This is a genomic window from [Clostridium] symbiosum (assembly GCA_036419695.1).
GTDB lineage: Bacteria > Bacillota > Clostridia > Lachnospirales > Lachnospiraceae > Otoolea > Otoolea symbiosa_A.
The window spans coordinates 2,327,905-2,354,056 of sequence record CP143946.1; the positions used below are offsets into that span (position 1 = coordinate 2,327,905).

The following is a 26,152-nucleotide window of genomic DNA, read 5'->3' on the forward strand; positions in this document are numbered from 1 at the left end:
GCTAATACAATATTAAGATGGAAAATAATGGAAACAGAGAACAGGAGTACATAACATGGAGCATTTAATTGTGCCGGCGGGATATGAGCCGGCGATCGACCTTAGGGAAACCCAGATTGCAATTAAGATTATTAAAGATTTTTTCCAGAGGGAGCTGGCAAAGCAGTTGAATCTGACCAGGGTGTCCGCCCCTCTGTTCGTTTTGCCCGAATCGGGACTTAACGACAACTTAAACGGTGTGGAGCGTCCGGTTCAGTTCGGGATTCTGGAGCAGGAGGACCGCCTTGCGGAGATTGTCCACTCCCTGGCAAAGTGGAAACGCATGGCCCTCAAGGATTACGGCTTTGGCAACGGAGAAGGCCTGTACACTGATATGAGCGCCATCAGAAGGGATGAGGATACGGACAATATCCATTCCATCTATGTTGACCAGTGGGACTGGGAAAAGATCATTAATAAGGAAGAAAGAACCAGGGAAAATCTGGAACAGATCGTGAAAGCGGTTTATAAAGCGCTGAAGGTGACGGAAGATTACATGGCTTACGAGTATGAGTATATTGGAAGATATCTGCCCGATCACATTGAATTTGTCACCACCCAGCAGCTGGAAGACATGTACCCCGACAGTACCCCGAAGGAAAGGGAGTACAAAATTGCGAAATTACATAAAGCGGTCTTCATCGAGCAGATCGGCGACAAACTGGCCTCGGGTGAGAAACATGACGGACGTGCGCCGGACTACGACGACTGGAAACTGAATGGAGATATTATCGTATATTACCCTGTCCTGGACATTGCCCTGGAGCTTTCTTCGATGGGTATCAGGGTGGATGAGGAGGCTCTGAAAGAGCAGCTTAAAAAGGCCGGATGCGAGGAGAGGGCGGAACTGCCGTTCCAGAAGGCCCTTTTAAACGGAGAACTTCCGTACACGGTCGGAGGCGGTATCGGACAGTCCAGAATCTGTATGTTCTTCCTCAGGAAAGCGCATATTGGCGAGGTTCAGGCGTCCATCTGGCCGGATGGAATACGCAGGGAAGCGGAGAAACACAATATACATCTGCTGTAACAGCGTAACAGCAGAGTTAGGGGGAGCAGATGACGGACCAATACGATGTAATCATAGTCGGAGCAGGCCCCGGAGGCTACACGGCTGCGGCAAAAGCAGCCGGTTTTGGCATGAATGTGGCATTGATAGAACAGGGAGAGCTGGGTGGAGTCTGTGTAAACACAGGCTGTGTCCCGGCCAAGGCCATGCTGCAGGCATCCGCTGTCTACGGAGATTTGAAGCACGCATCACGATTTGGGATCAGCGTGGATTCGGTCGGCTTTGATTTAAAGAGAATGCAGGTGTACAAAGATGAATCGGTGGAAGAGTACAGGAGCATGATCCGTTCCCTTCTGAACCGGAAAAATGTTACGCTGATTCAGGGAACCGCAAAATTACATAAGGGCAATGTTGTGGAAGTGGAGGGAACGGACGGTTCCTTTTCCTGTGTTGGAAAGAATGTGATCCTGGCTACGGGAGCGGAGCCGGCGATTCCCGATATCCCGGGCGTCGATTTGCCCCAGGTGCTGACAAGCCGTGATATTCTCCGGGCGGACGAATGGCATTTTGACCGTCTTGTCATCATCGGAGGCGGCGTAATCGGCATCGAGATCGCAACGATTTTCTCGGCGCTTGGTTCCAGGGTGACGTTACTTGAAAAGAGCAGTAAACTTCTCGAAACCATGGACCCGATGATTTCCGACCAGTTGGAGGAATCCCTGCGCTCGAAGGGAATCGATGTGATATGCAATGCCTCCGTGATGGAGATACGCAGCCGCGGGGATGACAGCGTGGCGGTCAGCTACCGCGAGGAGGGCTCGTGGCAGGAAATCGCGGCGGACCGCATTCTCCTGGCAGTCGGCAGGAAACCCGATATGAAGAAGGTCCTGGCGGAGGACTGCCAGGTGGAATTAAAAGACGGGAAACCGGTGGTCAAGGGAACCTACAGGACGACGCAGGAGAACGTGTATGCCATCGGTGACACGGTTGCGAAGATGCGTCTCGCCCATGTGGCGGCGGCCCAGGCCACCTATGTGATCGAGCATCTGACCGGGAAGGGCCACAGGATGCAGCTCACCGTCGTGCCCAACGGAATGTTTGTCGTGCTACCGGTTGTCCCGACCTGTATTTATACAGATCCGGAGATAGCGGCAGTCGGATTCACCGAGGAAGATGCAAGACAGTATAATATGAAGGTAAAATGCGGCCAGGCATTTATGGGAATCAACGGAAAGGCGATTCTGGCGAGGAAGAAGGCCGGATTTATCCGCCTAATCTTCGAAGCATATACGGATACCCTGGTGGGAGCGCAGATTATGTGCCCGAGAGCGACCGACATGATCGGGGAGATGGCCACGGCTATCGCCAATGGTCTGACGGCCTACCAGCTTTCCACGGCAATGAGGGCGCACCCTACCTACAGCGAGACGATATCACTCGCCATTGAGGATGCCCTGAAAAGCTACGGATGACCGGGGACGGAGAACGGTATCAGACAGCCGTTAAGACCGGCTGATAGAAATGTATGAAAATAATGCAGGAGGAACGAAAATGGAAAATGCAGTCAGCACAAGAATTGCAGCACTCAGGAAGTTAATGGCAGAACGGGGAATGGACGCCTATCTGATCCCTACCGGAGATTTTCACGGTTCTGAGTATGTGGATGGGTATTTTAAGGCGCGTGAATTTATGACCGGTTTTACTGGTTCTGCGGGAACGGCTGTCATTACAATGGAGGAAGCCGGTGTCTGGACGGACGGACGGTATTTTGTGCAGGCAGGCAGGGAACTGGCTGGAGGAGAAGTAAAACTGTTTAAAATGGGTGAGGAAGGCGTTCCCACCGTTGAAAAATATTTAGAGCAGACCATGAAACCGGGCAGTGTCCTGGGTTTTGACGGCCGTGTGGTAAATGACCTGATGGGCGAAGAACTTCAGGACAGCCTCTCATCCAAGGATATCTGCATTGCTTTTTATGAGGATCTGGTAGGAGAGATTTGGGAAGACCGTCCACAGCTTCCGAAAGAACCGGTATGGATTCTGGAAGATAAATACGCAGGAAAACCGGCTTCGGAAAAGATTGCCGAGCTTCGGGGCGTCATGGAGGAACACCGTGCAACGGCCCATATCCTGACCAGCCTTGACGACATCATCTGGCTGTTGAATATCCGCGGCAACGATGTGCCGTGTACTCCGGTTGTGCTTTCCTATCTGATTGTCACAAGGACGGAAATTTTCCTGTTTATCAACCAGGAGACGCTGAATGAAGAGGTAAGAGCCTATCTGGGCGGCCTGGGAGTAAAGATTTATGACTACAATGAGATTTACCAGTTCGTTCCGACCTTTAAAAACGAGACGGTGATGCTGGAGAAGGCCCACGTCAATTATGCGGTCTGCCAGAGCCTCGACAGCACGGTCACGGTTATCGATATGATGAATCCGACCTCTTCGGCAAAGGCCGTAAAGAACCCGGTCGAGATTGAGAACATGAAGAAGGTGCATATTAAAGACGGCGTTGCCATGGTCAAATTTATGTACTGGCTGAAGAACAACATCGGAAAAATCGAGATAGATGAGATTACGGCCGCCGCTTACCTGGATCAGTTGAGAAGTGAGCAGGAGGGAAATCTGGGACTCAGCTTCGGCACGATTTCCGCGTATTCCGACAATGCGGCCATGTGCCATTACGCCGTATCCGAGGAGAGTAATAAGAAACTGATGCCGAGGGGACTGTATCTGGTCGATTCCGGCGGACAGTACTATGAGGGAACCACGGATATTACAAGGACTTTTGCGCTGGGGGAAGTGACTGAGGAGGAGAAAGAATATTTCACCATCGTGGCCTCCTGTATGCTCCGGCTTTTGAATATTAAATTCCCATATGGCTGCCATGGATATAATTTTGACTTTGCGGCCAGGGAGCTTCTGTGGAGACGCGGCCTGGACTTCAACCATGGAACGGGCCACGGCGTCAGCTTCCTTGGAAGTGTCCACGAGCGTCCGAACGGAGTGCGCTGGCGCGTTGTGCCGGAACGCCAGGATAACGCCGTATTTGAGGCAGGCATGATTACTTCCGACGAACCGGGCCTGTATTTCGAAGGTAAATTCGGAATCAGGACGGAGAATTTGATGCTTTGCGTAAAAGCGGAGAAGAACGAGTTTGCCCAGTTTATGAAATTTGAAAACCTGACATGGGTTCCGATCGACCTGGATGCAATCGACGTAAAGTATATGGAACCACGCGACAGAGAACTTCTGAATGAGTACCACAAAGAAGTTTACGCAAGGATTTCCCCGTATCTGAACCCAGAAGAGGCGGAATGGCTCAAGACCGCTACAAGGGAAATCTAAGTTACCGTGCACAAGGCGGAACAATCACAAATCTGAAGGCCACAGGAATAACATCCGCATTGTTTATATATGATATAGTAACCAACTGTAATGAAAGGTTACAAAATAATGCAGAGATATGGACGTGGTTATGGAGATCTACGCGCCTGTGAAGCAATGGGGACAGAGCCGGGCTACCTGCAGGTAAACGTAGTAAACAATGAGAATAATTTCCCTGTACAGGGGGCAGACGTTACAATTCGGTATCAGGGAACGGAGAGACCGGAAGAGGTGCTTCAGACTAATAATTCCGGGCAGACGGATTCCATCACCGTGACGGCTCCCCCTGTGGAGCTGAGCCTGAATAAGGAAAACCTGATCCGGCCCTATTCCGAATATACGGTGTCTGTAACGGCTCCGGGATTTGAACCGATCACGGTAGTCGGAACCGAGGTGCTGGCAGGGGTGACGGCGATTCAGCCAATCCGGTTAATCCCGCTGGCCGACGAGCAGGGAACGCGGGCGGAGATAGATATCCCGGATCACACACTTTATGGAACCTATCCTCCGAAGATTGCAGAGGATGAGATTAAACCGACCAATGAGACGGGCGAGATCGTCTTAAGCCGCGTGGTGGTGCCCCAGACGATCGTCGTGCATGACGGAGTGCCGTCGAACGCATCGGCGAAGAACTATTACGTTCCCTACAGGGACTATATCAAAAATGTAGCATGCAGTGAAATATATGCGACATGGCCTCAGGCAACGATTGTAGCCAATGTCCTCGCGATCATGTCCTTTACGCTGAACCGCGTCTATACGGAGTGGTACAGGAATCAGGGGTATGATTTTACAATCACTTCGTCCACCGCGTTTGATCACAAGTGGATTTACGGCAGGGATACTTTTGACACCATCAATGTGGTGGTGGACGATATATTTGACAGCTACCTTTCCAGGCCTGGTGTAAAACAGCCTATTTTAACCCAGTACTGCGACGGAAGACAGGTAACCTGCCCGAACTGGATGACCCAGTGGGGCTCCTGTGATCTGGGAGAACGGGGATACAGCCCGATTGAAATACTCAGGCATTTTTACGGAAACGATATGTACATCAACACCGCCGAGATGATATCGGGTATTCCGGCATCATTCCCGGGAACCAGCCTGACCGTCGGTTCCAGCGGTGATAAGGTGAGACAGATGCAGGAGCAGCTCGACACGATTGCCTCTGTTTATACATCCATTCCGCGTGTGGCGGTAGACGGAATCTATGGGCCCGCTACGGCGGAATCCGTAAGGGTGTTCCAGTCTATTTTCGGCCTGCCTCAGACCGGGGTGGTGGATTTTGCCACCTGGTATAAGATTTCACATATTTATGTCGGCATTACACGGATTGCCGAGCTTTCATAAAGCCGGAAAACCAAATTGATTTTATAAAAATATAACAAAAGATAAGAAGGAGAAGTGCTATGAACAGCCTGTCTGCCAGGGAGCAGAAGAAGAAAGAGATTAAAAAAAGCGGAGCGGGCTCCATCACGGAGGGTGTAATCTGGAAACAGCTTCTGCTGTTTTTCTTTCCGATTCTGTTTGGTACGTTTTTTCAGCAGCTCTATAACACGGTAGATGCTATTATTGTAGGACGGTTTGTGGGGAAGGAGGCCCTGGCGGCGGTAGGCGGCAGCACGGGAATGCTGATCAACCTGCTGGTCGGCTTTTTCGTCGGCCTTTCTTCCGGGGCAACCGTCATTATATCCCAGTTTTATGGTGCGCAGAATGAGAAGAGAGTCAGTGAGGCGGTTCATACCGCCATGGCTTTTTCTCTTGTCTGCGGCCTGGGAATGACTGTAATCGGCCTGCTTTTTGGACGGACAGCCCTGGAGGCAATGGGAACTCCGGAAGAAATTATGGATTATTCTCTTTCTTATTTAAATATTTATTTCGTGGGAATTATCACGAACCTGATTTACAACATGGGAGCCGGCATCCTGAGGGCGATCGGCGATTCCAAACGCCCTCTCTATTTCCTGATGGCCAGTTGCTTCACCAATATTGTGCTGGATATCCTGCTGGTAGTTATTCTTAAAATGGAAGTGAGGGGAGCGGCGATTGCGACCGTATTTTCCCAGTTAGTCAGCGCGGTTTTAGTGGTGACCGCCCTGATGAAGGCGACGGATTCCTACAAACTGATTATCAAAAAGATCCGTTTAAACCTTTTCATGGTTCAGCGTATTATCAAGATCGGGCTTCCGGCCGGGCTTCAGTCGGTTATGTACGCCCTTTCCAATATTATTATCCAGAGCAGCGTCAACTCCCTTGGTACGGATACTATTGCGGCGTGGACCGCCTACAGTAAGATTGACAGCGTGTACTGGATGATTATCAGCGCCCTTGGAATTTCCATTACTACCTTTGTCGGACAAAATTACGGGGCGGGGAAAATTACGCGGGTCAAGAGAGGCGTCAATGTCTGTCTTGGAGTTACCGCCATTATCACCCTGATTCTCTGTACGGTCCTGTATCTTTTCGGAGGATATGTGTATCTCCTGTTTACAACGGACGTGGACGTTATCGCAAAGGGCATGGAGATCCTTCATTTCCTTGTGCCGACGTTTATCCTCTATATTTGCATCGAGATTTTCTCGGGCGCGCTCCGTGGTGTGGGCGACTGCTGGATCCCGATGATCATGACGGCCCTGGGCGTCTGCACGCTCCGTGTTGTATGGATTATTATCGCAGTTCCGCTCCGGCCGAGTATTATCACCGTCATATTCAGCTATCCGCTGACATGGGGAATTACCACGGTGCTGTTTATCATTTACTATTACTGTTTCAGCACCCTGAAAAAGTTTAATGTACCGCTGCCGAGACTGCGCAGAAAGAGAAGAAGACGGCTGGAATAAGAAGCAACAAATGGTAGACACTTCCGGTTAATTGTGGTAATCTGTCTATAAGAGAACGAAATTATCAAGTTAATGTGAAAAATTCATTTTATTGTTTTTTTCACCGGAGTGAATAAGAAAGGATGAAAGCTATGGATTATGAACAGATGAATCAGGTTTACCAGGCGGAAGGATATGGCCGGGAGACACTGGGACAATATGTTGCAAAGACTTATCTTTGGATGTTTGCAGGACTGATGCTCACCTTTGCGGTTGCGGTTGCAGGTTATTTATCGGGAGCGATTTTATTTGTCTTTGCAATCCCGTACGGATTGATTGTCATATCGGGACTGGAACTGCTTACCGTATTCTGGATGTCCGCCAGAGTCAATAAGATGTCGGTGGGCGCGGCAAGGGGAATGTTCCTTTTCTACGCGGCTTTAAACGGAATCGTATTTTCAGCCTACTTCCTGGTATTCGGAGCAGTGCAGCTGCTTCTCGTATTTGTGGCGACTTCCCTGTTCTTTGGAATTATGGCAGGCGTCAGCCTGATCTTTAAGATTGACATCAGCGGAATCAGACCACTTCTTGTGGGCGGTTTGTTTTTCCTGATTATCTTCGGCGTGCTGTCCATGTTCCTGAACCTGGGAGCCATGGAAACCGTTATGTGCTACGTGGGGATCGCTGTTTTCCTTGGGTTTACCGCATACGACACGGGCAAGATCAGAACGAACTATACTTACTTTGCAGGCAACCAGGAGATTCTGGAGAAAGCATCCATCTTCTCCGCACTGTCCCTGTATCTTGACTTTATCAATCTGTTCCTTTACATCTTAAGACTTTTGAACAGAAGCAGAAATTAAGGAGGCTGTCTCATAACAGCCCGTCCGGCCGGCGGCCCGCGATGACAGACAGGTAAAATCCTGGCTGGCGTCACGGGCGCGCCGGTTTTTTATATCATAAGAAAATGCTCCTATGATATAAAAAGCCTCCGGGCAGGATGCGCACTCGCGCGAAGATGTAATATGCCGCTATGCGGCCGCGCTTGGTGCGAGAGTCCGGCGGCGCTGCGGTGTCATATCATGCAAGAAATTTTTCCTGTTCGGTGGTAGAATGACAAAAATGCCCCGGGGCAGTGGAAATAAGATACTCCGCGGTTTCTCCGGCGCGATGATACAGGAAGAAGGAGGGGAATTAAAATGCCTCATGAGGGGGAACAGCGTCATATTTATTATGACAGCGATTTGAAATTGGAAGCGTATAATTTAAGAGGGATTGTCCAGAAATTCCCCAACCATTTCCATGAATATTATGTAGTAGGGTTTGTGGAGGGCGGCAGCAGGCATCTCTGGTGCAGGGGCCGGGAGTACGATTTAACGGCGGGCGATCTTTTGCTGTTTAATCCGCGTGACAATCATTTCTGCGCGCCGGTCAATGGGGAACTGCTGGATTACAGGGGGATCAATATCGGCCGGGATGTGATGGTGAGGGCGGTCGGCGAGATTACCGGCCGGGAATTTGTTCCTCATTTCACACAGAATGTTGTTTTTCACAGCGAACTGGCCCAGTCGGTGGGAGAGCTTTATGATGCGATTCTGTCGCATGCGCCCGTAATGAAAAAAGAGGAGACCTTCTTTTTTATGCTTCAGCAGGTACTGCAGGAATATGTGCAGCCCTTTGAGGAGGCGGACGTAACGGAGCCGGATCAGCAGATCAGGACGCTTTGTACCTATATGGAAGAACACTTCGACGAAAATATTACCCTCGATGAACTGCTGTCCATGACGAACTTCGGGAAGTCCTATTTGCTGCGTTCCTTTACAAAACAGGTCGGTGTTTCACCTTACCGCTATCTGCAGACCGTGAGACTGGATCGGGCAAAGAAATTTCTGGAACAGGGGATTCTGCCGATTGATGCGGCGAATATGGCCGGGTTCTCGGATCAGAGTCATTTCACGAATTTCTTTAAGGAATTCATCGGCCTGACGCCGAAACAGTATCAGAAAATCTTTACCGGCACGCCGCAGGCCGCCGTTAAGACGGAGGAGGATAAAAATGAAAAATAAATCTCTGGCGGGCCATATTGCCGCCTTTGTCACGATCCTGATCTGGGGGACGACATTTATATCAACTAAGGTGCTTCTTCAGTCCTTTTCACCGATCGAGATACTCTTTATCCGTTTTGTCATAGGATATGTGGCGCTCTGGTGCGTCTGCCCCCGCAGGCTTACCCTGTCCGACCGGAAACAGGAGGGATACTTTGCACTGGCGGGCCTGCTTGGCGTGACGCTTTACTACCTGTTTGAAAATATTGCTCTGACGTATACGCTGGCATCCAACGTGGGCGTTATTATCTCAATTGCCCCATTTTTCACCGTAATCTTTACCTGCCTGTTTCTGCATGAAGGGCGTCCCGGCCCGCGGTTTTTCTGCGGTTTTCTGATTGCCATGGCGGGAATCTTCCTGATCAGTTTTGACAGTAAGATGGAACTGAAGCTCAATCCGCTTGGGGATATCCTGGCCGTGATGGCGGCGGTGCTCTGGGCTGCTTATTCCACGCTGATGAAAAAGATTACGGGGTATGGCTATAATACGATTCAGACGACGCGGAGAATTTTCTTCTACGGAATCGGCCTGATGATCCCCGTTCTGTTTATCATGGACTTCCACGTGGAGCTTTGGCAGTTCTATGATATGAAGATGTTTTTAAACCTGGTTTTCCTGGGACTCGGCGCGTCGGCCCTCTGCTTTGTAACTTGGAATTTTGCCGTGAAGATGGTGGGTTCGGTGAAGACCATCATCTATATTTATATGGTTCCCGTTATTACAGCCGTTACATCGGCCCTGATTCTTCATGAGAAGATGACGAAAGCGATAGTCGGCGGCATTGCCCTGACCCTGCTGGGCCTGTTTTTGTCGGAGGACAGAAGGGGGGGCAGGGAAAACGCAAAAGGAACACAGCCGGGGAGAACAGGATGATTTTTAGTTACTGTTCACAGGCCGCATCTCTTCATATACTTTCCTATAAATATCGGAGAAAACACTCCCCTTGTTCCAGATAAACGTAAAGTCATGCTCCAACTGGAAATCCCTCAGGTTCAGAGGGCGGAGCATACCGTCTTCGATTCCCTGTAAGGCCGCGGCCTGATAGAGGAAGGAGATTCCCAAATCCGCCTTCAGCAGTTCCAGGATGACATGAATGTTGCCTATCTCGGTGATATGGGCAAAATCAGTGATGCGGATATTCTTCATATCCAGGTGCTTTTCCAGAATATCCCTGGTACCGGAACCGCTTTCTCTGAGTAACAGGTGTTCGTCCAGCAGATCCCGGAGGCAGCACGGCTCCTTTGAAAAGACATGGCGGGAAGAGCAGATGGGAATGAACGGTTCGGTTCGGTAAATCAGGGAATCGTATTCGGCCGTATCGTAATTGCCCTCCACCAGGGCAAAGTGGATATTTCCTGCATGGAGCCTCTTTAAAAGATCATCCGTGTTGGAGATGATCATGCTCAGGCTGACCTCCGGATGGCGGGTCAGGTAGGAGGCCAGGGGAACGGAGATGACGGATTCCCCAATGGTCATGGTCGTGCCGAACCGCAGCGCAAGCCCGTGGGTCGAGAGCTGGGAGAATTGCTCCAGCATAAACTGTTCATCGTTTTTAAGGGCTGCCGCCGTTCTGAGAAGTATTTCACCGGCAGGGGTCAGATGGATTTTCTTTCCCTCGTACTGGAAGAGTTTGACGTGGTACAGGCTTTCCAGATAGTGAATGTGCTGGGAAACGGCCGGCTGCGTAATATGAAGCGCCTCGGCGGCCTTTGTATAATTCATATGTTCGCATACGGCTAGAAACGTATTGACCCTGAAGTCCAACATAATAGATTCCTCCTGATATCAGCAGAGCCGTTCCACATTTGGAATGTGTCCCTGCTTTTTTTATATTCCTGTAATCGGAGCATGAAACATGTACGATAATATATATTTATTATAACATAAATATATATAATTTTACATTATTGAATTGGAGAGTTACCATATATTTCATAATAAACAGATGCTTCAGCCTGAGCGTTTTAAAATTTAACAATGTAAAGCGTGCAGAATGCGCTTTTCATTGGTGGGAGTGGAAGAGGGGGCCGGAGCATCTGAAATTTATTACAGATAGAATCAGGAGGAAATGAAATGGAGTTTATGAAAGAGAATGGAAAAGGCCTGCTTCTCTGCCTGGCGGTTGCGATTCCGTCCTGGTTTGCAGGAAAGTTATTCCCTGTGGTCGGAGGAGCCGTGATCGCGATTATTGCAGGAATGCTGATCACCATGTTTATCAGGGATAAATCACCTTTTGCGGGAGGCATCCGCTTTACTTCAAAGAAGATTCTGCAGTGGGCCGTTATCTTACTGGGATTCGGACTGAACCTGCACATAATTCTGGAAACGGGAAGACAGTCTCTTCCAATTATTATTTCTACAATCACTACTTCACTCGTGATTGCATTTCTGTTACATAAGACAATGCACATTCCGTCCAATATCTCGACGCTGATTGGAGTCGGTTCTTCCATCTGCGGAGGCTCGGCGATAGCGGCCACGGCGCCGGTCATCGATGCCAACGACGAGGAGGTGGCCCAGGCAATATCCGTTATCTTTTTCTTCAATGTCCTCGCTGCCATCCTGTTTCCGGTTTTCGGCAAATTCCTGGGCTTTGATACAACGACGGGCAATGCCTTCGGTATCTTCGCCGGTACGGCGGTCAACGACACCTCCTCGGTAACGGCCACGGCCGCCACCTGGGACAGCATGTGGAACCTGGGTTCGGCCACACTCGACAAGGCGGTCACGGTCAAACTGACCAGGACACTGGCAATCATACCGATTACACTGGTGCTTGCCTTTATCAGGGCGGAAAAAGAGGAGAAAGAGGATAAGGCAGAGGGGAAGAAAGTCAGCATGAAGCAGATATTTCCTTTTTTCATCCTCTACTTTATCGGCGCGTCGATTATCACGACGGTCGCGCTGCAGATGGGAGCTCCGGTGGCCATTTTTAATCCCATCAAAGAGTTGAGCAAGTTTTTCATTGTCCTTGCGATGGCGGCAATCGGCCTGAATACAAATATTGTGGATTTGATTCGGACGGGAGGCAAACCGATTATCATGGGGGTATGCTGCTGGGTCGGAATCACGGGAGTCAGTCTGGTGATGCAGAGAATGCTGGGAATCTGGTAGGAAGCGAACTTAAACTTTACAAACCCGATCCCTGTGTTATACAATAATCATGACAATTCTGCCCTGAAAAGGGGTGGGGAGCCGTGTACCGGACAGTCCGGCGAAAGGAGATGCCATGACGATTGCAGAAGTGAGTAAAATGTTTGAAATATCGGCCGATACACTCCGCTATTATGAGCGAATCGGCCTGATTCCCCCGGTGCCGCGCACAAAGAGCGGAATCAGGGATTATGACGAGAGTTCCCTTGGATGGATCCAGCTTATGAAGTGTATGAGAAAGGCGGGAGTTCAGATTGAGGCGCTTGTCGAGTATGTATCCCTGTTTGAACAGGGGGAGGAGACAGCAGAGGCGCGCAGGAATATCCTCATTGAGCAGAGGGAACAGCTCCTTTTGAGAATGGAGGATCTGAAGGTATCCCTGGAACGGCTGGACAGCAAGATTGAACATTATGAGCAGGGGCTTCGGCAGGTGGAGGAAAACCTGAGGAAACCGGTGGAGCTGGAGACTAAAAAGGGCGCCTGAAACCAGGGAGCGTTTTGGCTTCCGGTTGCTGCATATTGGTATTATTGTAAGAAAAGTGTCAGAAAAATTCACAATTTCTATATTGACTTACCCCGGAGGGGATTTGGTATAATGTTGGCGGAGCAACTATTATCCAGATGCCCTCCGGGGTTTTTACGTAAACAGAGAAAATGGGATTTTCTTTAAAAATACGGATGGAAGATCAATTTCATTGCCCCTTATCCGGGGAATATCAGCGGTAAGGCACCGGTGTAATGGAAGGTCTTCGGAAAGGAATGTATTTACTTTATGAAATATGGAAAACGTTTGACTGCATATACAATAGCAGGACTGCTGGGTCTTTCTGTATGCGCACAGCCATTCACCGCTTATGCAAAGGAGTGGGACAGAGTGGGCAATGTGTACCAGATGGTGGATGGAACCCCCATCCATGGCGTTCTTGCAAGAGGAATTGATCTTTCTTACTGGAATCAGAATGTGGACTGGAACCAGGTGGCTGCGGACGATGTAAAATTTGCGATGCTTGCAACCAGGTTCAGGGGGGAAGAAGATCCTTTCTTCAGTATCAATGCAAGGGGAGCCACCAGTGTCGGAATCAGTATAGGCGCCTATCTCTATTCCTATGCCACATCGGTGGAGATGGCCGAGCAGGAAGCCGACTTTATTTTAAATATCATTAAAGATTATCCGATCTCCTATCCGGTCGTATTCGACGCCGAGGACACCAACACGCTTGGAACACTGTCACCTTCCGAGGTCAGCGCCGTAATCAACGCGTTCTGCCGGAAGATCGAGGCGGCGGGGTACCGCCCCATGGTTTATGCCAACGAATACTGGATTAAGAACAAGATTGACATGTCGGCCCTCAATTATGACATGTGGGTGGCGCGGTACGGTGTCATGTATACATATGACAATCCGGCGATGTGGCAGGCCACCAATACCGGTTCCATCAACGGAATCAACGGCAATGTGGACATCAACTTCCTCTACAGGGATTTTGCAAGCCTCATTCCCGCCAACACGTGGAGGACAATCGGCGGCAATACTTATTATTATCAGAATTATACAATGCAGAAATCCACCTGGATCAATGACGGCCAGGGACACTATTATATGAATGCGGACGGAACCCCGGCCAAAGGCTGGATGACGTTCCCGGAGGGGCGCTACTATCTGGACGCCTCCACCGGAAAGATGGCCGTGGACTGGCAGAACCTGGACGGAGCCTGGTATTACTTTGACCCGTCGGGCACAATGGCAACCGGCTGGAGAGATGTGGGCGGAGCCAGATATTATCTGGACGGCGAAGGCAGGATGCAGACCGGCTGGAGAGACATAGACGGAGCCAGATTTTATCTCGACAATTCGGGCAGGATGACGGCCGGCTGGCAGGATGTGGACGGAGCCCGCTATTATATGGGAGCCGAAGGAAAGATGCAGACCGGCTGGGCGGAAGTAAACGGAGCCTGGTATTACATGAACGGCGAAGGAAAGATGCAGACCGGCTGGCAGGATGTGGAAGGCAAACGGTACTATCTGGATGCCTCGGGAGCCATGAAGACGGGCTGGCAGGATATTGACGGAGCCAGATACTATTTCAGTCCTTCGGGAACCATGAAGACGGGCTGGCAGAATCCGGACGGAAACTGGTACTGCTTAAGCGGCGACGGAAAGATGTTAACCGGCTGGCAGACCGTGGATGGCCAGTATTATTATATGGACGCGGCGGGCATTATGAAGACGGGCTGGCAGAATATAAACGGAAGCTGGTACTATTTGAATGACAGCGGGGCCATGCTGACGGGCTGGCAGGATATCGGCGGAGCCCGGTACTATCTGAACGACAGCGGAGCCATGCTGACGGGCTGGCAGGATATTGGCGGAGCCAAATACTATTTTGACCAGACGAGCGGAGCCATGGCCGTGAATGCGGTTCTGGATTTTAACGGAGTTTCCTATCAGGCCGGAGCCGACGGAATCTGCACCCAGATCGCCGCGGAAGGCGCAGACGCTGCCACACAGCAGGCGGCGCAGCAGACGGAAGAGACACCATCACAACAGGGACCTGGACATTGATTGCCAGGATAGATAAATCAAACAGAAGGGAATGAGAACCATGTAATCGTATCGCAGTAAAACGGATCGCAGCAAAAAGGAAAAGCGTATCTCTTCCATCATGTAAAAGTGATGGAAGGTTTACGACGTATCCCTTTCTGCCGCGCTGTTACCCGACAACTGTGATACATAAGGCATGGGGCTCAGTGCAGAGGCTGCGGGGAGTTCTTTACCCTGCAGCCTCTTTGATGGTGTGTTGGAGTGTCCCGGCATCTCCGGGGAACCGCCTTATCCGTATCACCTCAGAAAGTGAGGATGATATCATATGGAAGATATTATAAAATACCCAAGAACTCGGCACATAGAAGGATCGAGGATTCAGGCCGGGGATGAAGATTTAAACAGTGTGCCGTTTTCCGAGATCAGGGGACGTTTTGTGGTGCTGGAAGAGAAAGTCGACGGCGCTAACTGCGGCATTTCCTTTGACGGGAACGGGAAACTGCTCTTGCAGAGCCGGGGCCATTACCTGAACGGAGGCTATGGCGAGCGGCAGTTTGCCCTTCTTAAAACATGGGCGGGCTGTTTTCAGGAAAAGCTTTACGGCCTTTTAGGAAACAGATATATTATGTACGGGGAGTGGCTCTACGCCAAACATACGGTTTACTATGACGGGCTGTCCCATTATTTTATGGAGTTTGATATTTACGACAAGGAGAGGAAGATGTTCCTCAGTACCAAAGAGCGCCGCAGACGGCTTTTGCCCTACCCGTTTATTAAACAGGTCCCGGTGCTGTTTGAGGGCTGTCTCGACAGGGCGGAGGAGCTTACTTCCCGCCTGGGAAAGTCTGCATTCAAGTCGGAAAACTGTCTGGCGTCACTGCGGGAAGAGTGCAGAAAAAGGAATTTATCTTTTGAGCTGGCGGCCCGCCAGACGGATGCAAGCGATCGAATGGAGGGAATCTATATTAAAATCGAGGAGGGGGATGAGACCACCGGCCGATTAAAATATGTCAGGAGTTCCTTTTTAAATACCATCCTGGATTCTGAAACCCACTGGGCGGACCGGCCGATTATTCCGAACGGCCTGAGAGACGGAGCCGATCTCTTTGCAGAGGAGGTGCGGGAAGGATGAAGAAACGTCTGATTGACCTGCCGGGGGAAAATGATTACGATTATGATCGGATGAAAATCCTGTTTCCGGAACTTGAGGCAATGAAAGAGGCGGAACAAAATCCGGCCTACCACGGGGAAGGGAACGCTGAAACGCATACCAGGCTTGTGTGCCGGTCTGTAACGGAACTTCCGGAATGGGCCGGACTGGGAGAGGAGGAGCGGGGAATTCTTTATCTCTCCGCCCTGTTCCACGATATTGGAAAACCTGTTTGTACAAAGCTTGAGAACGGTATTTTCGTTTCCCCGAAACATACGGTCACTGGTTCCAAAATATTCCGGCGGATGATTTATAAAAAATATGCCTCCCGGTATGAGGCATCCTTCCGGGAGAGAGAGGAAATTGCCTGGCTGATACGGTATCATGGACTTCCCCTTCATTTCTGGGATCGGGACAGGGCGGAGGCCAGGCTGTGCCGGGCGGCCGAGAGCGTGCGTCTGCCGCTTCTTTATCTGCTGTCCAAGGCCGATATCCTGGGCCGGATCTGTGAGGATACAGAGGAGCTGCTCTGCAATGTGGAGTGCTTCCGGGAATACGGAAAGGAAATTAACTGTTATGAAGGAAAACCGGAATTTGCCTGTGATTACACCAGATTTAAATATTATAATGCCGGTTTTGGCGGTGGGAGCAGCCGGATCGGCCGCGGCACACCGCTATTTGACGAGACGGAGTTTCCTGTTTTCCTGATGGCCGGTCTGCCCCTCGCGGGAAAAGATACCTATATCGGTGAGAATTTAAAGGAAATTCCTGTCGTCTCGCTGGATGATATCAGACAGGAGTGGGGAGTAAGCCCTGCGGACGGTTCCGGCGCGGTGGCCGATGAGGCGCGGAAGAGGGCCAGGGTATTCCTGCGCAGAAAAGAGTCCTTTGTGTGGGATGCCACAAATACCGTGCTGAGTACGAGGCAGAAGCTGCGCCGCTTTTTTGAGGATTATGGCGCCAGGGTAATCACGGTCTACGTGGAGGCTCCTTATGAGGAGCTTTTAAGGAGAAATAAGAAGCGGGACAGAAGCTTGCCCGAAGCGGTGATTGACCGGATGCTTGAAAAGATGGATATGGTGGAGCCGTCGGAAGGCTACGGGGTTATCTATTCCGTTGGGGGCTGAGTTTCATGAAAGGCGGCCGCCGAAGCGGTAAAAAAACGGAAAGCAGCATCAGTCATGGCTGCTTTCCGTTTTTTTATTGGCGGATGTCTCACGGCTCTCTTCGACATCCTGGATAAAGGTTTCGTTCAGTTTCTTCTGGATCTCCACGTAGGTCCGGAGCTGTTCATCGCTGAAGGAACCGAGATTGTGATAGGTGCGCTTATAGCATCGCTGCTCAAACTGATTATGTCCCTCGTAGATGGCCCAGCCTTCCGGGGTGAGGTTTAAGTTATACTCGCGGTTGTTATCGACGTTTCGCGTCTGTTCGATCCAGCCTTTGCGGCGGAGTTTTCGCAGGATTTGGGAACAGGCGCTGGGAGTTTTCCTGAGGATCGCAGACAGTTCAACGGCCGTCACTCCCGGCTTTTCACCGACAAGATGAATGATCTTGGATTCCGCCTGATAGAGTACGGCCGTTCCGTAATCGTGAATCATCGAATCATATTCATGCATCAGGCGATATGATTCATCCAGCTCGTCAATCATTTCATGGTAAATTTTGCATCGTTCATCCATTGTAATTTATCCTCACAGTATTGATTCTCTTTCTGCAAGTATAATATGAATGACACCGGTTTGTCAAATTTGCAATGTATTTTTCAGATACAATTTATCATTTCCCAGGATTCAATTTCCCATGATTTCCCAGCTTTTTATTGAAAAAATGGGAAAATGCATTTATAATGGAAAATCTAGGGTCGAAAATTGTCGAAGAAGGAGCTTTGTTATGACAGGCAACTGGATTTGGGTGCCGTATACGGCATTGGGATGTTACCTGTACTTATTGCTGTCCCTGCTGGCAGCAAAGAAAAACAGGGCAATCCAATCATTTATTATTTTACTTTGTGCAATGACATGCTGGACGGAAGGATCCTTAATGATGCGTCTTTTGTCCTGGCCTGGATATGAATTCTGGTATCATGCTTCTGTATTTGGCCTTCTTTTCACAGTGTATTCATTTTATTACTGTGTCAGTGTGCTGGTGGGAGTGGAGAAACCGCCTCATTTATGGCTGTGGCTTATTGTTCTTCTGGCGGCCGGCACAGCGAATGCCGCAACCGGCTGCTTTGTGCCGGCGCCTGCAGTGCAGCTTTCGCCCGAGGGAGGCAGGATTTTTATTTATGAGATGTCTCCGGCTGTCGTTTTTCTCTTCCTGATTTGTCTCCTTGTTATCGGGGATGCACTCCGGCTGTATATAGAAAGCCATGCCGACCAGAGAACGAAGAAACAGCTTATCCCACTTTTTGTCGGTTATGGAGGGATACTGGTGGGACATCTGCTAATCTGTGTTCCGGTATTTGCCGGAATTCCGTTTGATATTCTGTCGGGGATATTTAATGCGCTGTGCATTTTCAGGGTGTTCCGGAAAAAACATCTGGTCCGTCTGACCCTGCTCCTGTCCAGGAATAACTGCTATCTTCTGGCCACCGGGCTGACCATGCTTGCACTTTTTCACTGGTTTGACGCCATAGAGGAGACACTTCTCCGGTTCTTTCCGCAGGCCGCCGGTAATATAACGCTACTGATCAGCGCGGCGTCGGTGCTTGTGACGCTGATTATCTACGAGTTTACCAGATTTGTAATCGACAGGATGTTTGTCTGGGACGAGACGGTGCGGGCGGAAAAATTGAGGGAATTCTGTTTTGATGTATCACAGTCACTCAATGAGGCCGAAATACTGGGATACATTTTCCGCATCATTCTTAATAATACGCCGACGGAACGCGTATACGCCTGTATGTTGAAAGAGGACGGATACCATATCTACGACAGTTCTACTGGAGAGGTTAAGAAAGGGATGAAGTTTTCCGGAAAACTGGTAACGGACATCCAAAATCATCCGGGCTGCATGTCCGTCAGGGAACTGGAGAGAATGAACGCCTTTTATAAGATAAGCGAAGAGGAGCGGCGGTTATTAAAGGAAAAGAAAATCGGCTGTCTGGTGCCTCTGGGCAATGACGGGTTTGCCGGTTTTCTGGCGCTCCGCACCAAATCAGTGGGAACGGATTTTAGATACTACCGGTATGAGGAGATTGCATTTCTGGAATCGGTGGAATCAATCGCATCGATGGCCCTTAAAAACGCCGAATTATATGAAGAAGCCAGGATTGAGGCCAGAACCGATATGACGACCGGGATTCTGAACAGAAGGGCATTTTACGAAATACTCGATGAGAAATGCGCGGAAAAAAAGACGAAGTTTTCTCTCCTTCTCATTAACCTGGACGACTTTAAACTCTTTAACCAGCTCTACGGAGTGTCAAGCGGAGACACGGCCATCCGTGCCATTGCACAGCTTTTAGCCCAAACAGCCGGAAAAGAAAGCCAGGCGGCCAGATACGGGGGAAAAGAATTTGCAGTGATTCTGCCGGATAAAACGGCGGAGGAAGCGGAAAGAGTGGCACGCAGACTGATGTTTGGCCTCGGCAGGGTGAATACGGGACGCGGCGGGCTGGAACTCAATATCCTGACGGCAAGCTGCGGTATCTGTTCCTTTCCGGATGGGGCTGATACGGCGGAAGCGCTGCTGACTCATGCGGAGATGGCGGTATACCATGTAAAACAGCATGGAAAAAATGACGTGATGATTTACCGGGAAGGCAAGACTGAAATAGAAGAAAAAGGCAAAGAGGAGATTTATTCTTCCTATGCCTCTGCGATTTTTGCGTTGACCGCTGCCATTGACACGAAAGATCACTATACCTTCAACCATTCGAAGAATGTGGCCTATTATGCTACGAGACTGGCGCTGCTGCTGAACAAAAACTCCGATTTTGTTGAAGTAATCCGGGAGGCGGCTTTGCTCCACGATATCGGAAAAATCGGTATACCTGAGGACATTCTGAACAAACCGGGACGCCTGACCGATGAGGAGTATAAAGTGATGCAGTCCCATGTGGAGAGTTCCATCGGCATTATCAGGTATCTTCCTTCCCTGAACTATGTGATCCCGGCCGTTATCTGCCACCATGAGAGATATGACGGAAAAGGGTATCCAAGGCGGATAGCGGGAACCGACATTCCGCTGTCGGGCCGCATCCTCTGTATTGCCGACAGCTTTGATGCGATGGTTTCCAGACGTTCCTACAAAGAACCTTATCCTCTTGAAAAAGCAATCTCTATAATAATAGAAGAAAAAGGGGCGCAGTTCGATCCGGAACTGGCCGATGTCTTTGTGGAAGGTGTAAAAGCGGGAAACATCACGGTGCAATAACCGGCGTAAGCCGAAAAAATACTCACGGGAACCGCAGCGCGGACAGATAGAATCTGTTTTGCAGAAGTGGCTTCAGTGAGTATTTTTTCGATCTGCCGGGTGAAACAACAGGCTGTAGCCGTTTATTTATTCATTGGATTGTCAGCGGACAAATTTTTTATCGAATTCCGGGTTAAAATAGTAATAGTTTTTGGAATCCATCGTAGTTTTTAAGTTTTCCAGCGCTTCTCCGAACCGCTGGAAGTGGACGAGCTCCCTGGCACGTAAGAACTGGAGCGGAGCGCGCACATCCGGATCCGTGATAATCCGCAGCAGGTTATCATAGGTGGTTCTGGCTTTCTGCTCGGCGGCCAGATCCTCCGTTAAATCGGTGATGGCGTCTCCCTTGCTCTGGAATTCACATGCATTAAACGGCACTCCGGCCGCCGCCGTTGGCCACAGAGCGCTGGTATGGTCGACATAGTAGGCATCAAAACCGGCCGTTCTGGCGTCTTCGGTTGTCATATTTTTTGTAAGCTGGTAAATCATGGCGCAGATCATTTCCATATGGGCCAGCTCCTCTGTACCGATGTCGGTCAGCAGTCCGGCCGTCTTTTTACATGGCATGGAGTAACGCTGGGAAAGATAACGCATGGACGCGGCCAGCTCGCCGTCGGGTCCGCCGAACTGGCTGATGATAAGCTGTGCCGTTTTCGGACAGCAGGTTTTTATGCTGACTGGAAACTGAAGCCGTTTTTCATAATTCCACATTAGAGAGCACCTCCTTCCCAGGGCGCTGGGCCGTCAAGCCAGGTGAAGTGATCGGTAAGACCGCCGTTTTTACTGATACAGTCGATTGTAAGCGGCTCAAAATTAGCTGCAAATTCCTGCATCAGACTGGCGCGTTTCGGGGCCATTTCATTAAAAAAGGAGATGGCGTCCGCGCAGTCCGGATGGGTATCCAGATAAAGCGTAACATCGTTGACGGCGAAGCTGACTTCGTCGATTTCTTTTAAAAGTGTGGTTCTGTCGGTCATTTCTGCTCACCTCCTATATAAAATGGAAAGTCCAGGTTTTCAAAAATGGTTCCGCGCTCCAGGGCAAGGGAAAGTTCCCTTGGCTGAATCCAGGGCTGAATTGGAACAGAAGCGATAGCCAATATCTGTTGACAGTTGCATTCTTTTGCCTTATAGTCGTTTGCCGGGCTCATGATAAGTCCTCCTTTCATGTTTTAATTGATGAAGTTCATTAGTTAGTATTGGACTTTGGGCCGGATAATAAATTACTAAAATATTGTTAATTCAGGGAGAATGTGAGGAGAAAGAAAAAAACGGGAATAAAACATACTGCAGAAAAATTGGCACGTTATTAAAAGAAAAACAAAAATTTGTGAAAAAAAGTTGTTATAAATTAGAAAAGGTGAATAAAAACTCTCTGAAAGAACTTGCAATTTGACAAAACCCATTATACAATGGCACTAGGCAAAAGTTGGACTTACTAAAAAGTGAACTTTTATGGGGTCACGGTAGGTAGTATCCGTTGTCGAAATAATTCAAATGGAGGACAGCAAAATGAGTAATTCTGCACAGACATTGTCGGGCAAGAGAATTGATTCCCTGCTTGACGATAACAGTTTTGTTGAAGTAGGTTCTTATATCACGGCAAGGAGCACAAATTTCAACATGACGGCACAGGAGACTGCGGCTGATGGTGTGATTACCGGATATGGTACCATCGAAGGCAATCTTGTGTATGTGTACAGCCAGGATGCGTCTGTAATGGGCGGCTCCATCGGCGAAATGCACGCAAAGAAAATTTCCAATATCTATAAAATGGCGATGAAGATGGGAGCGCCGGTGATCGGGCTTTTAGACTGTTCAGGCCTTCGCCTTCAGGAGGCGACAGACGCACTTGACGGTTTTGGGCAGATGTACCTGGAGCAGACCATGGCATCCGGCGTCGTTCCGCAGATTTGCGCGGTGTTTGGAAATTGCGGTGGAGGAATGGCAGTTTCTTCTGCAATCGCAGACTTTGTATTCATGGCAGATAACGGAAAATTATTTGTTAATTCTCCCAACGCACTGGCAGGCAACGATGTCACAAAATGTGATACGGCATCGGCGGCATTCCAGAGCGAAGAGACAGGGCTTGTTGATGCAGTTGGAAGCGAGGAGGAGATCTTATCCCAGATCAGGACGCTTGTATCCATCCTTCCGGCAAACAACGAGGATGATATGTCCTACGACGAGTGCGAAGACGATTTAAACAGGGTTTCCGAAGAGCTTGCGGGATGGACCGGCGATACGGCCAAAGCGCTTGCCGAGATTTCAGACGGCTATTTCTTTATGGAAGTGAAGAAAGAGTATGATCCTTCTATGGTAACCGGTTTTATCCGCCTGAACGGATCTACGGTCGGCTGTGTTGCAAACCGTACTGAGATTTATAATGAAGAGAATGAGAAGACAGAAGAATTCGAAGCGGCGCTTTCAGCCAGAGGCTGTGAGAAGGCTGCGGAATTCGTAAACTTCTGTGATGCCTTTAATATCCCGCTCCTTACACTTGTAAATGTAAAAGGATACAAACAGTGCAAATGTACGGAGAAGAAGATTGCCAAAGCGGCGGGCCGCCTTACGTATGCATTTGCAAACGCAGATGTGCCGAAGGTAACGGTAGTGATTGGCGACGCTTTCGGAAGCGCTTATGTGACGATGAACAGCAAGTCCATCGGAGCAGACATTGTCTATGCATGGCCACAGGCAAAGATCGGAATGATGGATGCCCAGAGCGCCGTTAAGATTATGTACGCGGAAGAGATTGGCAAATCAGAGAATGCAGCAGCTCTCATCAGTGAGAAGGCTGCCGAATATGAAAAACTTCAGAGCTCTGCTCAGGCAGCGGCAGGAAGAGGATATGTGGACGATATTATCGAGGCAGGCGAGACCAGAAAACGTGTTATCGCCGCATTTGAGATGTTATTCACAAAGAGAGAGGACCGTCCGTCGAAAAAGCATGGAACGGTCTGATTATGATGAGGTGACGCATATATGAAACAGAATATTAAAAAGGTATTGCTTGTGTTATGTATGGCAGTCTGCTTCTTTGCCCTTACCGCCTGCTCCGGCAGCAATAAGGATTCAGAGCCGGTTCCCGAGACGATTGCGTCTACAATGAAGACGGGGGCTGAGAATTATCTGAAGGAGTTTGACAGCTACGACGATGAAGCGCTGGCAACTACATTAAAGAGAGTACAGAAACAAAAGAATACTGTCATGGAAAGTGCAATTTCTTCCTGGCAGAGCTCAAAACCTGATTTAGGAAGACTGGTATCCATTCTTTCTGAGGATGTTGAGCGTGTGAGCGAGGACAGCTACAAAGTAACAGTCAGAGCAAGCTATGAAAAGAGGGAACTGGAATTTTCCCTCACTGCTGAAGAAGTGGTCAGTGATAATTACGGCGGCACTTCCCTTGCAGCGACCGAGATGGTCTTCACTCCAATTTTTACTACAGGCGAAAAGCTTGAGAGAGCGGCAATGAATACTTTGATGGGTATGGGAACTGTGTTCCTGGTACTTATTTTTATCAGTTTTATTATTGCAAGCCTGAAGAATGTAAACACACTGGAAGCGAATTATAAGGCAAAGAAAGAGGCGGCGAAAGCAGCAGCAGAACCGGCGCCCGCTGCTCCGGCTCCGGCATCCGTTGCCCCAGCCCCAGTGCCTGCAGCTCCAGTTCCGGCCCCGGCCCCGGTTCCAGTACCCGTTGCTCCGGCCCCGGATCCAGAACCTGTTCTCCGTGAGGAAGAAAACCTGGCGGATGACATGGAATTGGTAGCGGTAATCACAGCAGCAATTTCTGCGGCCGCCTGCGTTCCGGTGGAAGGTTTGGTAGTACGCTCAATCAGACGGAAGTCTGGCTCAAAATGGAAAAACGCTTAATTGAATCAGGAGGAAAATCAGATGAAGAATTATACAATTACAGTAAACGGCAATGCATATGAAGTAACGGTAGAAGAAGGATTTACAGGAGCAGCTAAGGCAGCCCCGGCACCGGCTCCAAGAGCGGCAGCTCCAGCACCGGCCCCAAGAGCAGCAGCACCGGCACCAGCGCCAGCCCCGGCAGCACCTGCTCCGGCACCAGCGCCAGCGCCAGCCCCGGCGGCACAGGCAGCAGGTTCCGTACCTGTAACAGCTCCAATGCCGGGCAAAATCCTCGGTGTTAAGATGCAGGCCGGCGCAGCGGTAAAACGCGGCCAGGTGATCCTGATTCTGGAAGCGATGAAGATGGAGAATGAAATCGTAGCACCTCAGGACGGAACAATTGCCAGCATTAATGTAGCGGTAGGCGATATGGTAGAACCAGGCGCAACACTCGCAACATTAAACTAAAAACTGGTAAATACGGGTCATGAAAGATTCCGTTTGGAGGGATTAATATGGAATACATTACAACTACATTATCTAATCTTCTTCAACAGACGGCATTCCTGAATCTGACGGTTGGAAACATGGTTATGATTTTCGTAGCGCTCGTTTTCCTCTATCTGGCTATCCAGAAGGGGTTTGAACCGCTCTTATTGCTTCCGATTGCATTTGGTATGCTGCTCGTTAATATCTATCCGGATATTATGAAAACTGTTGAAGAATCGTCGAATGGTGTCGGCGGACTTTTACACTACTTCTATTTATTGGATGAATGGAGTATTCTGCCGTCGCTTATTTTCATGGGCGTAGGTGCAATGACCGACTTTGGTCCGTTAATTGCCAACCCGAAGAGTTTCCTGCTGGGGGCAGCTGCCCAGTTCGGTATTTACGGCGCTTACTTTATGGCTATCTTCCTTGGATTTAATGATAAGGCAGCCGCTGCTATTTCCATCATCGGCGGAGCCGACGGCCCTACTTCCATCTTCCTGGCCGGCAAGCTTGGACAGACCGGACTGATGGGTCCGATCGCGGTAGCCGCATATTCATACATGGCGCTGGTTCCGATTATTCAGCCGCCGATTATGAAACTGCTTACTACAGAGGAAGAGAGAAAGATCAGGATGGAACAGCTTCGTCCTGTATCAAGACTGGAGAAAATTCTTTTCCCAATCATTGTTACAATTGTTGTCTGCCTGATTCTTCCTACTACAGCTCCTTTGGTTGGTATGCTGATGCTTGGAAACCTGTTCCGTGAATCAGGTGTTGTGAAACAGCTTACAGAGACAGCTTCCAATGCCCTTATGTATATTGTAGTTATCCTGCTTGGCACATCCGTAGGAGCTACAACAAGCGCAGAAGCGTTCCTGAACATGAATACAATTAAGATCGTTATTCTGGGTCTGGTTGCATTCGCCCTTGGTACTGCGGCAGGCGTTATTTTCGGTAAGATTATGTGTAAGGTAACCCATGGTAAGGTTAACCCGCTGATTGGTTCCGCCGGCGTGTCCGCCGTTCCGATGGCAGCCCGTGTATCCCAGAAGGTGGGAGCGGAAGCAGATCCGACTAACTTCCTTCTGATGCATGCAATGGGACCGAACGTTGCCGGTGTTATCGGTACCGCAGTAGCAGCCGGAACATTCATGGCAATCTTTGGAGTGAAATAATAGA

23 protein-coding genes are annotated in these 26,152 nt (G+C 49.6%); 18 read left to right on the plus strand and 5 right to left on the minus strand.

The features are described 5' to 3' along the window. The first annotated feature begins 55 nt into the window (after nt 1-55). The 8 genes from asnA to V3C10_10720 all read left to right on the plus strand — a co-directional run bounded on the left by asnA (nt 56) and on the right by V3C10_10720 (nt 10,233). Nucleotides 56-1,066 carry an aspartate--ammonia ligase gene (gene asnA / locus V3C10_10685; GenBank protein ID WVP64241.1) on the plus strand — a complete coding sequence of 337 codons (1,011 nt, stop codon included), beginning with the start codon at nt 56-58 and terminating at the stop codon, nt 1,064-1,066. Between the two features lie 29 nt (nt 1,067-1,095). Beyond that, nucleotides 1,096-2,517 carry a dihydrolipoyl dehydrogenase gene (gene lpdA / locus V3C10_10690; GenBank protein WVP64242.1) on the plus strand — a complete coding sequence of 474 codons (1,422 nt, stop codon included), beginning with the start codon at nt 1,096-1,098 and terminating at the stop codon, nt 2,515-2,517. Between the two features lie 79 nt (nt 2,518-2,596). Beyond that, on the plus strand, nt 2,597-4,393 hold the full coding sequence (locus V3C10_10695; GenBank protein WVP64243.1) for an aminopeptidase P family protein: 1,797 nt from the start codon (nt 2,597-2,599) through the stop codon (nt 4,391-4,393). 156 nt (nt 4,394-4,549) lie between these two features. Then, the gene (locus tag V3C10_10700; protein WVP64609.1) at nt 4,550-5,785 is read left to right on the plus strand and encodes a peptidoglycan-binding protein; all 1,236 of its coding nucleotides are present in this window, start codon (nt 4,550-4,552) and stop codon (nt 5,783-5,785) included. A gap of 59 nt (nt 5,786-5,844) precedes the next feature. Then, the gene (locus tag V3C10_10705; protein ID WVP64244.1) at nt 5,845-7,275 is read left to right on the plus strand and encodes an MATE family efflux transporter; all 1,431 of its coding nucleotides are present in this window, start codon (nt 5,845-5,847) and stop codon (nt 7,273-7,275) included. Between the two features lie 131 nt (nt 7,276-7,406). Then, nucleotides 7,407-8,117 carry a Bax inhibitor-1/YccA family protein gene (locus V3C10_10710; GenBank protein WVP64245.1) on the plus strand — a complete coding sequence of 237 codons (711 nt, stop codon included), beginning with the start codon at nt 7,407-7,409 and terminating at the stop codon, nt 8,115-8,117. A 336-nt stretch (nt 8,118-8,453) separates the two neighbouring features. Then, a complete protein-coding gene (locus tag V3C10_10715) occupies nt 8,454-9,320 on the plus strand; it encodes an AraC family transcriptional regulator (protein ID WVP64246.1) in 867 nt (288 codons plus the stop codon). Continuing rightward, nucleotides 9,310-10,233, plus strand: coding sequence for a DMT family transporter (locus tag V3C10_10720; GenBank protein WVP64247.1), 924 nt, complete (start codon nt 9,310-9,312; stop codon nt 10,231-10,233). The genes V3C10_10715 and V3C10_10720 overlap by 11 nt, the downstream gene beginning before the upstream one ends. Before the next feature lie 3 nt (nt 10,234-10,236). On the opposite strand, the gene V3C10_10725 is transcribed toward V3C10_10720, so the two are convergent. Beyond that, nucleotides 10,237-11,127: a LysR substrate-binding domain-containing protein gene (locus V3C10_10725; protein ID WVP64248.1), complete on the minus strand. Its 891-nt coding sequence runs from the start codon at nt 11,125-11,127 to the stop codon at nt 10,237-10,239. A 306-nt stretch (nt 11,128-11,433) separates the two neighbouring features. On the opposite strand from V3C10_10725, the gene V3C10_10730 reads away from it, so the two are divergent. From V3C10_10730 to V3C10_10750, 5 genes are all read left to right on the plus strand, one after another. Next, nucleotides 11,434-12,474, plus strand: a complete 1,041-nt coding sequence (locus V3C10_10730; protein WVP64249.1) for a YeiH family protein — start codon at nt 11,434-11,436, stop codon at nt 12,472-12,474. Between the two features lie 115 nt (nt 12,475-12,589). Beyond that, nucleotides 12,590-12,997, plus strand: coding sequence for a MerR family transcriptional regulator (locus tag V3C10_10735; GenBank protein WVP64250.1), 408 nt, complete (start codon nt 12,590-12,592; stop codon nt 12,995-12,997). Between the two features lie 288 nt (nt 12,998-13,285). Further along, nucleotides 13,286-15,076: a GH25 family lysozyme gene (locus V3C10_10740; protein ID WVP64251.1), complete on the plus strand. Its 1,791-nt coding sequence runs from the start codon at nt 13,286-13,288 to the stop codon at nt 15,074-15,076. 304 nt (nt 15,077-15,380) lie between these two features. Further along, nucleotides 15,381-16,187 (plus strand): RNA ligase family protein, encoded by an 807-nt coding sequence (locus V3C10_10745; GenBank protein ID WVP64252.1) that lies wholly within the window; start codon nt 15,381-15,383, stop codon nt 16,185-16,187. Then, the gene (locus tag V3C10_10750; GenBank protein ID WVP64253.1) at nt 16,184-17,332 is read left to right on the plus strand and encodes an AAA family ATPase; all 1,149 of its coding nucleotides are present in this window, start codon (nt 16,184-16,186) and stop codon (nt 17,330-17,332) included. The genes V3C10_10745 and V3C10_10750 overlap by 4 nt, the downstream gene beginning before the upstream one ends. Before the next feature lie 48 nt (nt 17,333-17,380). Here V3C10_10750 and V3C10_10755 read toward each other — a convergent pair whose 3' ends face one another. Next, complete coding sequence (locus V3C10_10755) at nt 17,381-17,887, minus strand: MarR family transcriptional regulator (GenBank protein WVP64254.1); 507 nt, start codon at nt 17,885-17,887, stop codon at nt 17,381-17,383. Nucleotides 17,888-18,098: 211 nt separating this feature from the next. Between V3C10_10755 and V3C10_10760 the strand changes: the two genes are divergently transcribed. Beyond that, entirely contained in the window at nt 18,099-20,585 is a 2,487-nt protein-coding gene (locus V3C10_10760) for a diguanylate cyclase (GenBank protein WVP64255.1), read from the plus strand. A 141-nt stretch (nt 20,586-20,726) separates the two neighbouring features. Here V3C10_10760 and V3C10_10765 read toward each other — a convergent pair whose 3' ends face one another. Genes V3C10_10765 through V3C10_10775 form a run of 3 tightly spaced genes read right to left on the minus strand, consistent with a single transcriptional unit; the run spans nt 20,727 to nt 21,774 of the window. After that, complete coding sequence (locus V3C10_10765; protein WVP64256.1) at nt 20,727-21,335, minus strand: manganese catalase family protein; 609 nt, start codon at nt 21,333-21,335, stop codon at nt 20,727-20,729. Further along, on the minus strand, nt 21,335-21,601 hold the full coding sequence (locus V3C10_10770; GenBank protein ID WVP64257.1) for a spore coat protein CotJB: 267 nt from the start codon (nt 21,599-21,601) through the stop codon (nt 21,335-21,337). The genes V3C10_10765 and V3C10_10770 overlap by 1 nt, the downstream gene beginning before the upstream one ends. Then, nucleotides 21,598-21,774, minus strand: a complete 177-nt coding sequence (locus V3C10_10775) for a spore coat associated protein CotJA (GenBank protein ID WVP64258.1) — start codon at nt 21,772-21,774, stop codon at nt 21,598-21,600. The genes V3C10_10770 and V3C10_10775 overlap by 4 nt, the downstream gene beginning before the upstream one ends. A gap of 361 nt (nt 21,775-22,135) precedes the next feature. Here V3C10_10775 and V3C10_10780 point away from each other — a divergent pair, with 361 nt between their 5' ends. From V3C10_10780 to V3C10_10795, 4 genes are read left to right on the plus strand one after another with little or no spacing between them, the layout of a single operon-like run. Continuing rightward, a complete protein-coding gene (locus tag V3C10_10780; protein WVP64259.1) occupies nt 22,136-23,587 on the plus strand; it encodes a carboxyl transferase domain-containing protein in 1,452 nt (483 codons plus the stop codon). Nucleotides 23,588-23,608: 21 nt separating this feature from the next. After that, nucleotides 23,609-24,499 carry an OadG family transporter subunit gene (locus tag V3C10_10785; protein WVP64260.1) on the plus strand — a complete coding sequence of 297 codons (891 nt, stop codon included), beginning with the start codon at nt 23,609-23,611 and terminating at the stop codon, nt 24,497-24,499. Between the two features lie 21 nt (nt 24,500-24,520). Continuing rightward, nucleotides 24,521-24,949, plus strand: a complete 429-nt coding sequence (locus tag V3C10_10790; protein WVP64261.1) for a biotin/lipoyl-containing protein — start codon at nt 24,521-24,523, stop codon at nt 24,947-24,949. A gap of 47 nt (nt 24,950-24,996) precedes the next feature. Continuing rightward, nucleotides 24,997-26,148, plus strand: a complete 1,152-nt coding sequence (locus V3C10_10795) for a sodium ion-translocating decarboxylase subunit beta (GenBank protein WVP64262.1) — start codon at nt 24,997-24,999, stop codon at nt 26,146-26,148. Nucleotides 26,149-26,152: the final 4 nt, after the last annotated feature.